Below are 14,090 nucleotides of genomic sequence, written 5' to 3'. Positions count from 1 at the left end.
TTGGCTAAGAGCAACAGGTCAGTTTTACTTCCAACTTATATGAGGCAATTTAGCTGTATAGGGACTGAATGTGAAGATAATTGTTGTAACGCTAACTGGACAATCGCTATTGATAAGAAAACTTATAATAAGTATAGAAATATTAAAGATAAAAAAATTGCCGAAAAAATATTATCAGGCATTAAACGAAACAAAGTGAATTCTACAGAGAATTTTTATGCTCAAATAACAAAGAGTTCGAATAATGGATGCTCATTACTTAATGAAGAGAATTTGTGTCAGATACAACTACAATTAGGTGCCGAAAACCTTTCCGACGTATGTCTTGTTTATCCTAGACATACTAACATTGTCGATGGAGCTTATGAACTTTCTGGGGAGGTATCATGTCCAGAAGTGGCTAGATTGGCCTTACTGAATAAGGAAGGTATTGAGTTTGAAAACACAGAAGAACCTAACAATAATAGACATATAGTGATAAAGAACGTTGGCACGAACAATCCGAATGATATCAAACACTATTTGTGGCCTTTACGGATTTTCGTAATTCAAGTTCTACAAAACAGGAGCTACAGTTTAGATGAACGGTTAATATTATTAGGATTCTTCTATAGAAAAATAAATGAGAAGATATCTGAGGGAAAATTAAATGAAATCCCTTCAGTTATCAGTAGTTATTCTGAAATTATACTGGATGGATCTCTTAAGGATAATTTGAGGTCAATTCCATCAAATTATGAAATCCAAGTCAAATTACTTAAAGAAATAACTGATAAATTTGTGATTGGTCAAGATGTTGTTTCTTCTAGGTATTATGATTGTTTCAATGATTTTTTAAAAGGAATTAATTTGCAAAAGGATTCTGATTTTAATAGTGTGATTAATAATTACCAAGATGCATATAAGAATTACTATTCTCCATTCATAAAAGAGCATGAATATATTCTGGAGAATTATGTTGTGAATTATGTTTTTAAAGATCTCTTTCCAGTTTCATTTATTAATGATGTTTTTGGTGATTATATCGTATTAGTAATCAATTATTCATTAATAAAGCTACACCTTATTGGGATGGCAGGGTACCATAAGCAATTGACTACCGACTCAGTTATACAATTGATTCAATCTTTATCCAGACTGTTAGAGCATAATCCACTGTTAATTAAGCAACTGTACGATCTTATAGTAAAGAGTGGTTTCTCTACCTTACCTCATATGGCAATTTTACTTAAGAATTAGTTATTTAGTTAGAGGCCAATAATTTGGCCTCTTTTCTATATACTTTTACCCATGTTTTGTTAAACATTTCTTATCCAAACACCGATAACAGTAGTAGGAATATGTAGTTCGGAGTCCCAAATAGATGGAGGAGAGTATAATGGATATCAATTCAGTTGGTAATGTAGGTAGGATTACCACAGCTTACGAGAAAACATTAGCTTCTGACACTACGAATAAGGCACAAACATCTTACCAGCCTGCACCTGTCTCAAAGTCTACAGGTTCCGATGTAGCAGATGCACAAGAGACGAAAGTAGACAAGGATAGGTTGAAAAAAGAGCTTGATGGCCTTAACAAATGGTTGCAATTCAGTAATACTCATCTTAAATTTCAACTTCATGATGAGTTAAAGGAATATTATGTAGAAGTAGTTGATGATCAGACGAATGAGGTAATCCGTGAGATCCCTTCGAAAAAAATGATGGACATGGTTGCACAAATGCATAAAATGATTGGAATACTTGTGGACGAAAAACGATAGGAGATGAAAACAGATGACTAGCATTAACCGTTTGCCTGGTTTAGTGTCTGGATTGGATACGGATACGATGGTCAAAAACTTAATGAAAGCACAACGTGTTCCACTAGATAAACTGAAACAACAAAAGCAGACTGAAACATGGAAACGCGATGCCTATCGGGAGATGAATACGTTACTCCTGGATTTTCGGGATAACACCATGTCTAATTTGAAGTTACAAGGAACTTTTAATCCCAAAAAGGTTAATACTACTAATGACAATAATGTAGGGGCAACAATTACAGGCAACCCTACCTTCTCCTCTTATGTGCTCGAGAATGTGACTCAGGCAACGCCAGCAGTTGGTGCTTCTGTCACCTTTAAGAACAATATCGCCGATGGATCGACTAAATTATCTTCTGCAGGAGGAAGTAGTTTTTCTTTTAGTATAAAAGCCGCTGATGGAACAGCAAGGTCACTTACAGTAAATGCATCGGATACAATTACTGACGTCATTGCAAATATTAATAGTTTAACGAATGATAGCGATAGTGGTAGTGGTACAAAAGTTAAAGCCACTTATGATTCAAATACGAAGTCGATTGTTTTTCTCAGTACCACAACTGGTTCGAGTGCTGGAATTAAGATTTCAGGTGTACTTGCTCCTAATATTCTTAACATAGCAAACGGGACGGTAGATAAAACGACAGCTGATTTTAATACGGATATAGATGCATCAAACAATACCTCTTGCTCTCAGGGAACAGACATAAATCCGGGCAGTGTGAAAGTCAATGGAACCGTGCTCTCTCTTACTGGAAACACATTCACCTTCGACGGGGTAAAGTTTTCATTAAAACAAAACTTTGTTAGTCCAACCACTGTAAATGTGACAACAGATAACGATGCTGTGTTCGATAAAATCAAGAACTTTGTGGATAAATACAATGATTTAATTGATAAGGTAAATAAAAAAACCTCTGAGCCTATTTACAGAGACTTCCCACCATTAACCGATGATCAAAGAGCGAACCTTTCTGAGAAGCAAATTGATCAATGGGAAGACAAGGCGAAAAGTGGGACTCTGCGAAGAGATTCTATGCTTTCTACCGTATTGATCAATATGCGCAAATCGATAGCTAGCAGTGTAACTTCAATTTCTGATCCGAAGTGTAATAGCTTGAGTGAAATTGGAATAACTACTGCTCAAGCTAGTAAAACTGGAGCCTCCTATAATTATATGGAAAATGGGAAGTTGTACATTGACGAGGCCAAATTAAAGGATGCGATTAGTCAAAATCCTGATAAGGTAATGGCTATTTTCACCAATAAAAGTACTTCTACCGATAGTACAACTAAATTCAATGAAAACGGGATTGCCCAGCGTATGTATAATACATTGGCAAGCTCAATTGGAAAGATCATCGATATTGCTGGTACCTCTATTTCTCCTGACGATTCAGAGAACTATGAAATGGGTAAGGCAGTAAGAAGCATGAACAAACAAATTAGCTCTTGGGAAAGCCGTCTGCAAGATACTGAGGATCGTTACTATAAACAATTCTCTGCAATGGAAACAGCATTAAGTAAAATGAATTCCCAAAGTAGTTGGTTAGCGCAGCAACTCGGGCAAAAATAGCAAAGGAAGTGTAGATCGATGAATAATGCTGCACAGGCATATCAAATGAACTCAATTAACACAGCATCTCCAGCTGACTTGACGATGATGCTGTATAACGGCGGTATCAAGTTTATCAAACAAACGAAGGCGGCCATCCAAGACAATAAGCTTGATAAAGCACATGAGTATAACGTACGTACACAAGATATCCTGAGCGAGTTAATTATTACGTTAAATCGAGACTACCCGATTTCAGAGCAATTTTTACTGCTCTATGACTACATGCTGCAACGGTTAGTAGAGGCTAACATGAAAAAAGATATAGAAATCCTTGAAGAGGTTGAGGGGTATTTTGTTCAATTCCGAGATACGTGGAGAGAAGCCATAGCCCTTTCAAAGAAACAAGAATAATTCCTTATAAAAGGGAGATAGCCGCCAATGCATGCTTCTCTTGAAATGCTGCTAGAAGAGCTTGTTTTGTTGACGCAAACATTGAAATCCACGATTGAACAATATTCAACAACTAGTGAGGAAGTACCTGATGATTGGGTAGATATACTGGAAAAGCGTCAATTAGTGATGGATCAGATATCTCTTCAGCTACAAGAAGGTAGTTCCTTAACGGAAAAGCAAAAACTTCAATTATTGGATATTCAACAAGTAGATCAGCACTTGATCCCACTGATGGTAGAAAATAAAAACAAGGTACAAACACAAATCAACCAGTTAAATAAAACGAAGGTAATGAATCAGCAGTATAATGGGTATGGTGTAAAAACAGCCTATGGTGCCTTTTTTGATAAAAAGAAATAGCGGGATACAACAAGAAAAAGCGACCTAAAAAAGTAGTCCGAACCCGTAAACTGGGACATAAAGGAAAAACACCTCCCTGAATCGTGAGTAATCCATACGATTTTGTGGAGGTATTTTTATGGAAATGTTTTTTACTGTGTCCCAATATCTGGGGCCAGGTCAAATTGTATCGGTTTTTCTTGTTGAAAGGAGTAGAGAAGATGGAGCCTCATTCTTACATAGTTAATTTATGGGCTAGGGTATTTCAGGCTTTGAGGTGGGTGTCAGTTTTTCAATATATACGATTGATTCCTAAGTTAAAACAATCCTATCTATTCGTTGAGGTATGGGTTGTTATGAACCTTATAATAGGAATTGTGTCTACTTTGATAGCTTATTACAGTGCCTTACCTTCCATCGTATCTTGGATACTACTTATTTATAGTTTCATCCGTGTAACAGAAATAATTGTATATCAGGTAAACGTTTTGTTATTTGATCCGTATCGTAATTTGGGATTTTCTGTTCGCAGTTATAGAAGATCAGTAATCTTGCTAATACATAACTATATGGAGCTCATATTTTGGTTTGCATCATCTTATACGATATTATCCAAGACATTAGATTTAGGAATGAGGTTCCATGGTGTCGGAGATATTATTTTGTTTAGCTTCTTAACAATGGTAACTTTCGGCTCAAGTAGTGTTAAAGAAATAGTCCACATTGGACATGCAATCATATTCGTTCAAGCGATCATTGGTTTGTTTATGACAATTGTTTCATTTGCTCGTTTTGTAGGTCTTTTACCTAAGCCTGCATCTCAAGAAATAATAGAAAAAGAGGAAGAGCAAAAACATCAGGAATTGAAAAATCAAATATCACTTTTGCAGAGAAAAATAGATTTACTAGAAAAACTAGTAAAGAAGCAAGGTAAAGAGAAGCAGAAAACGGTAATTTAATTCTGATAGTTTCCTTTACTCTATAGACTCACCCCAACTTTGGATGCGGTCTGCTATATGCTGTTCCTATACTGGTTTACTTTACAGAGGCAAGGAGGTGAGAACAACAATGAGAATTAATCACAACATTTCTGCCTTAAACACTTGGCATAATCAAATGATAAATAGCAAGGAATCTGAAAAAACAATAGGGGCATTGTCGTCTGGTCTTCGGATCAATCAGGCGAGTGACGATGCAGCGGGTTTGTCAATTTCGGAGAAGATGAGAGCGCAAATCAGGGGTCTCTCTCAGGCTTCAAGAAACATCCAGGATGGAATTTCCCTTGTTCAGACTGCAGAGGGAGGCTTGAACGAAATCCACTCACTTTTACAGAGGGGACGAGAATTATCTGTTCAAGCGGCCAATGACACCAACACAACTGGGGATAAGCAAAATATCCAGGAAGAGATTGATCAAATAAAACAGGAAGTAGATCGGATCTCCAATAACACTCAATTTAATACATTGAACCTGTTAAATGTAGCGAGTGCTAAGCAAGATGAGAAGGATTTAAAGAATCTTTTACAAACTTCTTGGCTGGGTCAAGCGGAGAAACGAATCAATGATTATCTGGGTATCCATGCTGATCGAGCAACGATGACAGTTTTTTATGATCGTGGCGGGGCTAGTGATGGTGTTGGTGGAAAAGTAGCTTATGTACAAGCTACTGTTCCAGCTGCTGGTGGAGGATTAGGTACATCTCTTGAGTTGCATGTCGATATGGCGGATTTTGATGCGGGTGTTGCGGAGGATTCAGTGGTCGCTCACGAAATCCTGCATGCTGTATTCGATCGAACGGTAAACGTCGGACAGGGCACCGGACTCAGTCAGTCTGCTGACAAGTGGTTTAATGAAGGTGTTGCGGAGTTTATTCGTGGGGCAGATGACCAGATATTGAATAACTACGGTGATGTGGCAACCGATGCCGTTCAACGTGCTGCCCTGATAGCTAACGCTTCTACTACTTTTGCAAACTGGGGAACACTTGCCGGGAGTAAGGATTATGCTACAGCATATACGGCTGTCCGCTTCATCCACGACAGTATCAAAGCTGCAGGTGGAAATGGCATTAAAGACATGGTTCAATGGATGGCGGCTGACCCCGTCAATCGTACATTGGGTCAAGCGTTTACGAATGCTACCCATGGGGCATTTATCGATCGGGTAGACTTTCAGGCCAAATTCGCTGCCCAAGCAGATGGGTTCATTCAAGCCAAAATTAAAGTTACCAATGCGGATGTTGGTGGAATCGGTGGCTCAGACGCAGATAGCGGGGCAGTGTTAAACAGAGCGGATGTTGTACCGGATGGTGCTCAAAGTGTCCAGTATTTCAATATGGTATACCCAAGTACCAGTACAGCTGATGATCTGCAAATGCAAATTGGTGCCAACACCGGTCAGTCTATGGGTGTGAGCTTAAGCAAGGTAGATACGGTTTCGTTGGGAATCAAAAATGTTAATGTAGTGACTAACGCCAAGAGCGCAATTGGCTCCTTTGACTCGGCAATCGCCATTGTCTCCCAGGAGCGCTCCAAATTTGGAGCACTCCAAAATCGCTTGGAGCACGCCATGTCGGTTGCAACTAACAGTGAAGAAAACCTGACCACCAGCGAATCTCGAATTCGTGATGCGGACATGGCTAAAGAAATGATGAAAAGTACCAAAATGAACATTCTGAGTCAGGCAACTCAAGCGATGCTTGCTCAAGCAAATCAATCAAGCCAAGCTATTCTACAAATCCTTCATTAAGAGAATGAAAAAAGCTGAGCCCATGTGAATAGGGTCTCAGCTTTTCCTCTTTCTTTGGTTAAATACTAATGTCTAAGTTCTTCCCCAATGTCGGATGCGGCGCAGCCTGAACGCTTGCCTGTGCTTTGGCAAAATCATTCAACATTACTGTCGCTTGAGCGGCCTGAGTCGCTTGAGCCATTTGCAAGACACTAAGGCTAACGGTCTGTTGCAACTGACTTAATTGCCCAGCCATCATACTGCTCAGTTCCATAGTCCCATCTCCTCTCGTAATCATCATACTTCTATTAATGGTATCGGCAATTTACAGCCTTTTTGGTAACCGTCAACGAGATTTTCACAGTATTTCTGTCTCAATAACATTTTGATCTCTGCTATAATATAATCGACGAGATTCGCCTTTTTTCATCGCATCAATAAATTGTCGAAATAATAGAAATCAGGCAGGTGACAAAAAGTTGAAGCAATTATTTACCTCTACAAAGCGCAGATCTATATTACTGATCGCAGCGGTTGCGCTGATACTGGTTCATGTCGTGTATTTGAACGGAAGCATTAAGGAGTTATTGAACCCGACGGCGATTGAACTGGTGGCCTTGTCGGTAATTATGTCTTTTGCAATCAAGCGCAAGCACATACAGATTAAACCGCTCGTTCGCCTGTTAGTTCATGGCAGAGAGGGGAATCTGGAAGAGACGATTAAGCGTTTCTATTACTACGCTTTGGTCCAAAAAGAACAAGGTTACCTCGCCTTGGAACGGGAGCTTCAGAAGGAACCGGATTCTTTTGTCCGTCGTGGAAGTATTCTAGCGATTGAGGGGGTACCCGAAGAGGAGTTGCGGGTCATTCTCGAAAACGAACTGAAAGGGGAGCAATACCGCTACCAGCAGATGGGTGGTGTGTTTCGCTTAATCGGTCTATTGGCTCCAGGTATGGGATTGGTCGGTACGCTGTTTGGGATGACCGGTGTATTGGAATCTCTCTCCGATTTCGGACAAACAGGACATAATCTGAGCTCGGCAGTGGTGGCTACTCTTTATGGTGCTTTGCTTGCCAATTTGTTTGCGTTGCCTTGCTATTATCGTTTGATGGATATTCATGACCGTGAAATGTTTGAGAAGCGTTTGTATATTGAAGGCTGCATCAGTTTGCAACGCATGGAGACACCGCGGGTGCTTTTCGAAAAACTGAATTCGTTCCTGCCAGGGGACCAGAAGCTCGTCTTGATCAAAGAGCCTGGAAGCATGAAGGGAACGATCGAAAGGCAGGCTACCTATGCAGGATGAACGCCTGTACGACGAGAAGGAACTGGAAAAAAGCTGGCTGATCAGCTATAGTGACCTGTTTACCCTCTTGTTTGTTATCATCATTATTGTGGCGGCTTCTTCCTCATCGCACATTCAATCCAAAATCGATCAAGCGAAAAAAGCCGAAGAAGCGGAAAAACAGTCGATTCAAGAAGCGTCGAAAAGTCGAGATATTTTACAAATTCAAAAGCTTGAGCTGCAACGAGAGATTGCGCAGCTGGAAGCCAAAAAGAAAACACTGGTCGCTTCCACTGGCGGTAAGGGTGGAGTGAACCCGACCGCAGAGAAAGCAACAACTGATCCGAACTGGGAAATGGCGAAAGCTCAGCTTACAGCGGCCTTGCAAGAGATGAATGTCCATTTTGAAGAAACCTCAGAGGGCTTAATGATTCGCTTCCCCGAAAAGATCCTGTTTGCCAGCGGATCAGCTGACATCAGCAACGAAGGGAAAAAGGCTGTAGCTCACGTAGCCAAGGTGCTAGAGCGCTTTACATATAAAGTGAGAATTGAAGGCTATACCGATGATGTTCCAATCTCTAACAGCAAGTATCGATCCAACTGGGAACTGTCCTCCGCGCGAGCGATGACAGTCATGCGTGAGCTGGTGGATGGCAACGGGCTTCCAGCTTCGCGGTTTATGGTGGCTGGATGGGGTGAATACCATCCAATTGTAGACAATGCCAACGCAGAGAACCGAGCCATTAATCGGCGGGTTGAGATGGTTATCCTTGCTGAGAAGGAATAAACAAGCTTGAGAGAAATATGTCGAAGAGAAGTAATTGGAGCTGAAAATCAATGATGGGACAAGATCCATTACAAATTATAATTAGACCTGCAGTTCCAAGTGATGCAGAGGGTTTTCTGCAACTCACTGATGAAGTAGCCGATGAAACAGACTTTCTTAATTTTGGACCTGGTGAATTCGGGCTGACGGTGGAGCAGGAACGTGAATTTTTGGAATATGTTTCTCAGTCTACTGGTGAATTGTGCCTTGTTGCAGAATTAAATGGACAAATCATCGGAAACCTTACTTTTCGTTGTGGGACAATGTCTCGAACTGCGCATACAGGCGAATTTGGTGTCATGGTAGCCAAGCGATTTTGGGGAATGGGTATTGGGAAAAAGCTAGTGCAAAATATGCTCGACTGGGCAAAAAATAGCACGGAGGGGCAGATTCGAAAAATAAGCTTAACCGTCCGTGCAGATAACGAACGAGCGATTCGATTATATGAGAATGTTGGTTTCGAAAGAGAAGGATGTCTAAGACGTGAGGTCTTCATTGATGGTCGATTTTACGATGCGATTCAGATGAGCTGTTTGATAGATCCGGAGTAAGTAGAATAATCCCAAGAAAGCAGGCGAACCTTGAAAGGAGCCTGCTTTTTTAATTATCTATTGACTCTCACGTTACGTGGTACCTTACACTCATTTCATGGGGCCCCACATTATCAAGAAGTACATTCCTGAATAAGCACATCAGCAATACGCAGTTCCCTAAACAGAGGTGAAAACGATGCCGTATACGGTAAAAGAAGTTTCTAAACTGTCCGGAGTGAGTGTGAGAACACTTCATTATTATGACGAAATCGGCTTGCTGCAGCCTGCTTTTTATGGCGAGAATGGGTATCGATTTTATGATGAAGAGCAATTGCTGAGATTGCAGCAGATTCTCTTTTTTCGTGAGTTGAATTTTACCCTCGCCCAGATTCAAGAAGTAATCGATAGCGACGAATTTAACCAATTAGCAGCATTACAGGAACACAGAAATCTTCTGTTGCAGAAGACGGAGCGATTTCAACAACTGCTGCGAACCATTGATAAAACCATTGATCATTTGAAGGGGGAGACAAAGATGTCCAAAGAGGAAATGTATTGGGGCTTCGATCAACAGAAGCAAAAGGAATATGAGCAAGAATTAATTGAGCGTTATGGGAAACAGGCGGAAGCGGGAATCCAACAAAGCCGCGAAAATACGAAGAGCTGGAAAAAAGAAGATTACCAAGCTGTGCAAGTAAAGTTTGATGAGCTTAACCGGGAGATGACTGCATTATTACAAAACCATTTTCTTGCGAATAGCAAAGAAGTTCAATCGGTGATCCAGAAGCATTATGAGGTAATCAATCGTTTTTATGTACCAACCCAAGAGGTTTACAGTGGGTTAGGGCAACTTTATGTCGATCATCCTGATTTTCGTCAACAGTATGACGCGTTTCATCCGGAGTTAGCCGTTTTCTATCGAGAAGCGATGAAACACTACGCGGAAGTAAATCTGAAGTAAATTGATAAGCATTTTGAGAGGGCATATACCCTAATCGCCACGGGAGATTCTCGTGGTGATTTTTTTGCAAATAACGTTTGTTGATAAAATATTTTGAATAAGCAGGATATTCAGTTATTTAACAGAATTCATTGGGAAGTTGTTTTACTGTTTCTCATCCTGCAGATTTTTACGTTCCAATAGTTCTATTTTCATCCGAAACATCGTACATCCAGTTGTAGGAAGAGAAAAAAGTTACCCCCAGTTCAGTAGTCGTTGTGCACAACTTTTTGTGGATAATGTGGACAACTCTGTGGAGAACGCATAACATGGACAGTTTTTCTGTGGACAGCGTTGGGGAAAAGTATGAGACAAACAGATGAATGTACAGAGGGGGATTTTTCAATGAAGATCGGACTTCGCAAAAAATGGGTGACTTCACTGGTCTTGGCATTAGGTGTTAGTTTACTTGCTGCAGGCTGTGGTGGCGGAGGACAACCTACACAAACGGGTGGCGGCCAGGCTTCCGGCGGTTCGGCGGATAAAGTGTATGTCGTCGGTACGGATGCAGCGTATCCTCCATTTGAAAAGATGGAAGCGGACAAAATTACAGGCTTCTCTATGGATGTTGTGCAAGCAGTAGCCGATGCTGGCGGTTTCAAAATTGAGATTAAGAACACGGGCTGGGATCCATTGTTTGACGGGATTGATAAAGGCACGGTGGATATAGGTATTTCCTCGATTACGATTACGGACAAACGCAAAGCAAAGTATGATTTCTCTGAGCCATACTTCGATGCGAATCAATTGATTCTCTTGCCTGAAAATTCAGCTATTAGCAAATTAGCTGATTTAAAAGGCAAAAAAATTGGTGTTCAAACAGCAACTACGGGTGAAGAAGTCGTGAAAAAGGCATTTGGTGATACTTATGAGGGACTCAAAGGCTACGATGATACTCCGTCCGCTGTGGATGATTTCTTCAACGGTCGGTTAGATGCTGTTGTTGCAGATAATGGGGTTGTAACCTTCTTCGCAAGTAAAATGGAAGGCAAGAAGTTCAAACTTGTGAAAGACGATTCGTTTGAGACTGAACATTACGGCATCATGGTGAAAAAGGGTAACACCGACCTGTTAAACAAAATTAACCAAGGTCTAAAAACGATTAAGGATAATGGAAAACTCAAAGAAATTCACAAAAAATACTTCAACGAGTAAGAATTCCACAACATGATGAGGTGGGTGCGTCTTATTGACGTGCCCACTTTTGGCATACATGAAGGAGAATGAAGGAGGGGCTATCTGATGGATTGGAGCGTAATTTACGATTATCGGGAATTATTTATCCGAGGTATTTTTTATACAATTCTGCTTACAAGTGTTGCAACTATCTGTGGTACTTTCCTTGGATTATTTATGGGTTTGGGTAAAGTGTCTAATAATAAATTGCTCAAAATACCATGTGCGTCCTATGTTGAATTGTTTCGTGGGACGCCGTTGTATGTTCAAATTTTAATTATCCATTTTGCAGTTATCCCTTCAATTTGGAAGATTTTCTTTCCGGGCGAAGTACCACCAGAGGCTATGTTTTCGGGTTTTGTAGCATTGTCATTGAATGCAGCTGCGTATATTGCTGAAATTTTTCGCGCAGGGATTCAATCCATTGATCCAGGACAGATGGAGGCAGCTCGATCATTAGGAATGAACAAAAGCTTGGCTATGCGTCTTATTATTATTCCTCAAGCGTTTACTCGAATGCTCCCCGCACTTGGGAACGAATTTATTGCTTTACTCAAGGATTCTTCATTAGTTGCCTCTATTGCTGCAACTGAGTTGACTTATGCAGCAAGTAACGTGGCAAAGAATACATTTGAGAGATATCCCGCTTATCTCACTGCAGCTGCCTGTTATCTAATCATGACCTTATTCCTGTCTCGCGTTGTAGTGCGAGGCCTTGAGAAACGCTACACGCCCCGCTAAATCAGTCATTTGACTTAGGACAATGGCAAGTGATATATTCGAGTTGTGAGGCTGAAATCTCATACAAGTTTTCAAACAGAAGGGAATGTATTACATGCAAGGTAAAGTAAAATGGTTCAATGCAGAAAAAGGCTTTGGTTTCTTAGAGCGTGAAGATGGTGGAGACGTATTCGTACACTTCTCCGCAATTAAATCTGAAGGCTTTAAATCCCTTGACGAAGGTCAAGCAGTAGAATTCGATATCGTTGAAGGCGATCGCGGACCTCAAGCTGCTAATGTAGTAAAACTGTAGAACTGAAATCGCTTACTCGATCCTATGAGAGAGTAAATTTAACCCCCTAACTTTTGGTTAGGGGGTTTACTTGTTAACTGATCATTTTTTCAATGGCGATTGAACGGAATTTGCGAAGATCAAAATAAACCTCATCTTTTCGCACGAGTGGCCGCATCGGCTCATCCGTGTGGATCAAGACGATTTCTACAATATCACCGTTGCTGAGAATTGCGCGTTGTCCTACATAAAGAAGGGCGATGTAGTTGATAAAGCGGGTGACGATTTCTGGGTTGAGTTGCCCGCTGCAGGTGGCCTTCCAGAGGATTTGAGCGGCATCATAAGGTGATTTGCGCGATTTATAGATCCGGTCTGAACAGATGGCATCAAACATGTCAGCAACCGCAATAATCTGTGCCTCCATCGGAATATGTTGACCAGAGCGTCCCTCGGGGTAGCCGGAACCATCACGTCGTTCATGATGCAGTAAAGCGGATTGGATAATGACCTCATTCACACCGTCCATTTTTTGAAGTAGACGGTAGCCATATACGGTATGAAGCTTCATCAAATCAAATTCTTCGTTGGTAAGGTTATTGGGTTTCATAAGGATTTCTTGAGGAATGAGCATTTTACCAACATCGTGCAATAGGCCAGCTTGTCCCATTAAAATGACCTCATCGCGCGTTCGCTTCAATAATTTTGCAATTAGAGCGGATAGAATACCAACGTTGATGGAATGACGATACGTGTAGTTTTCGGATCCTTCTACCAAATAAATCGGGTAAAAGATTCCGGTTTGTTTTAATACTTGATCCAGCAGTGGAAAGAAGGCCTGGGTGAATTGTTCTAGTGGAGGGATGAATACTTCAGTGATTTTGCCGAAAAGGTTCTTGGTTTGTTCCATTGCTTCATTGTATCGGTAAGCAGCTTCGGGTGAATGGGAGAGCAGTTCTTTTACTTGGGCGCTGATTTCATCTGAATATTCTATGGGGGGCCCGAGTTTAATAAACTCTGAAGCTACATCTACTTCAACTTCTTCAATTCCATGTCCTTGAAGTAAATAAATATCAGCTTGAGACAGAACAGCACCATGGGAGAGAAGCAACAACCCGTTACGATTATAGACATCATCTGCAAGCATTTTTCCTACTAAGGTAAAGTCTATCTTGGATTGGGGCATGCTTTGAACCTCCGTTGGAAGGTAATAGGTGAAAAAATATTCGTTTAATAAATACTATTATAACAAATATCAAAAATATTTCGTGTCAAAATTTGTATGAGTCGTTCGTTAATTTTGACGAATTTTGTAATTTTGTAAAATATACGTAAAAAAATTATTGAGAAAAAAGGAGGATATTTAAAGATTCAGCGGG

The 14,090-nt window shown here is 40.6% G+C and carries 16 protein-coding genes; 14 read left to right on the top strand and 2 right to left on the bottom strand.

The genetic code is table 11. The annotated features are described in order from the left end of the window. The 7 genes from fliB (at position 1) to ACQCN2_RS09855 (ending at position 6,902) form a co-directional block, all read left to right on the top strand. Positions 1-1,239, top strand: a complete 1,239-nt coding sequence (fliB, locus tag ACQCN2_RS09885; protein WP_426928742.1) for a flagellin lysine-N-methylase — start codon at positions 1-3, stop codon at positions 1,237-1,239. 139 nt (positions 1,240-1,378) lie between these two features. Then, positions 1,379-1,762 carry a flagellar protein FlaG gene (gene flaG, locus ACQCN2_RS09880; RefSeq protein WP_426928741.1) on the top strand — a complete coding sequence of 128 codons (384 nt, stop codon included), beginning with the start codon at positions 1,379-1,381 and terminating at the stop codon, positions 1,760-1,762. A 13-nt stretch (positions 1,763-1,775) separates the two neighbouring features. Next, positions 1,776-3,380 (top strand): flagellar filament capping protein FliD, encoded by a 1,605-nt coding sequence (gene fliD / locus ACQCN2_RS09875; protein WP_426928740.1) that lies wholly within the window; start codon positions 1,776-1,778, stop codon positions 3,378-3,380. Positions 3,381-3,398: 18 nt separating this feature from the next. After that, complete coding sequence (fliS, locus tag ACQCN2_RS09870; protein WP_426928739.1) at positions 3,399-3,773, top strand: flagellar export chaperone FliS; 375 nt, start codon at positions 3,399-3,401, stop codon at positions 3,771-3,773. Between the two features lie 27 nt (positions 3,774-3,800). Next, positions 3,801-4,175 (top strand): flagellar protein FliT, encoded by a 375-nt coding sequence (gene fliT / locus ACQCN2_RS09865; protein WP_426928738.1) that lies wholly within the window; start codon positions 3,801-3,803, stop codon positions 4,173-4,175. 200 nt (positions 4,176-4,375) lie between these two features. Then, positions 4,376-5,113 carry a hypothetical protein gene (locus ACQCN2_RS09860; RefSeq protein ID WP_426928737.1) on the top strand — a complete coding sequence of 246 codons (738 nt, stop codon included), beginning with the start codon at positions 4,376-4,378 and terminating at the stop codon, positions 5,111-5,113. Positions 5,114-5,222: 109 nt separating this feature from the next. Further along, complete coding sequence (locus tag ACQCN2_RS09855; protein WP_426928736.1) at positions 5,223-6,902, top strand: flagellinolysin; 1,680 nt, start codon at positions 5,223-5,225, stop codon at positions 6,900-6,902. 58 nt (positions 6,903-6,960) lie between these two features. Here ACQCN2_RS09855 and ACQCN2_RS09850 read toward each other — a convergent pair whose 3' ends face one another. Further along, complete coding sequence (locus ACQCN2_RS09850; protein WP_426928735.1) at positions 6,961-7,155, bottom strand: putative motility protein; 195 nt, start codon at positions 7,153-7,155, stop codon at positions 6,961-6,963. 205 nt (positions 7,156-7,360) lie between these two features. Here ACQCN2_RS09850 and ACQCN2_RS09845 point away from each other — a divergent pair, with 205 nt between their 5' ends. The 7 genes from ACQCN2_RS09845 (at position 7,361) to ACQCN2_RS09815 (ending at position 12,735) form a co-directional block, all read left to right on the top strand. Beyond that, complete coding sequence (locus ACQCN2_RS09845; protein ID WP_426928734.1) at positions 7,361-8,188, top strand: motility protein A; 828 nt, start codon at positions 7,361-7,363, stop codon at positions 8,186-8,188. Continuing rightward, complete coding sequence (locus ACQCN2_RS09840) at positions 8,178-8,954, top strand: OmpA/MotB family protein (protein WP_426928733.1); 777 nt, start codon at positions 8,178-8,180, stop codon at positions 8,952-8,954. Before ACQCN2_RS09845 ends, ACQCN2_RS09840 begins: the two co-directional genes overlap by 11 nt. A gap of 50 nt (positions 8,955-9,004) precedes the next feature. After that, on the top strand, positions 9,005-9,544 hold the full coding sequence (locus tag ACQCN2_RS09835) for a GNAT family N-acetyltransferase (protein ID WP_426928732.1): 540 nt from the start codon (positions 9,005-9,007) through the stop codon (positions 9,542-9,544). 178 nt (positions 9,545-9,722) lie between these two features. After that, positions 9,723-10,487 carry a MerR family transcriptional regulator gene (locus ACQCN2_RS09830; RefSeq protein WP_426928731.1) on the top strand — a complete coding sequence of 255 codons (765 nt, stop codon included), beginning with the start codon at positions 9,723-9,725 and terminating at the stop codon, positions 10,485-10,487. A gap of 384 nt (positions 10,488-10,871) precedes the next feature. Further along, positions 10,872-11,681: a basic amino acid ABC transporter substrate-binding protein gene (locus ACQCN2_RS09825; RefSeq protein ID WP_426928730.1), complete on the top strand. Its 810-nt coding sequence runs from the start codon at positions 10,872-10,874 to the stop codon at positions 11,679-11,681. Positions 11,682-11,768: 87 nt separating this feature from the next. After that, entirely contained in the window at positions 11,769-12,443 is a 675-nt protein-coding gene (locus tag ACQCN2_RS09820; protein WP_426928729.1) for an amino acid ABC transporter permease, read from the top strand. 94 nt (positions 12,444-12,537) lie between these two features. Beyond that, a complete protein-coding gene (locus ACQCN2_RS09815; protein WP_426928728.1) occupies positions 12,538-12,735 on the top strand; it encodes a cold shock domain-containing protein in 198 nt (65 codons plus the stop codon). Between the two features lie 73 nt (positions 12,736-12,808). On the opposite strand, the gene ACQCN2_RS09810 is transcribed toward ACQCN2_RS09815, so the two are convergent. Continuing rightward, the gene (locus ACQCN2_RS09810; protein ID WP_426928727.1) at positions 12,809-13,897 is read right to left on the bottom strand and encodes an HD-GYP domain-containing protein; all 1,089 of its coding nucleotides are present in this window, start codon (positions 13,895-13,897) and stop codon (positions 12,809-12,811) included. Positions 13,898-14,090: the final 193 nt, after the last annotated feature.

It is taken from the genome of Brevibacillus ginsengisoli, from assembly GCF_050113715.1.
Lineage (GTDB): Bacteria > Bacillota > Bacilli > Brevibacillales > Brevibacillaceae > Brevibacillus_H > Brevibacillus_H ginsengisoli.
Note: the sequence above shows the minus strand (reverse complement) of the source record. Positions and strands in the feature narration are given on the sequence as shown.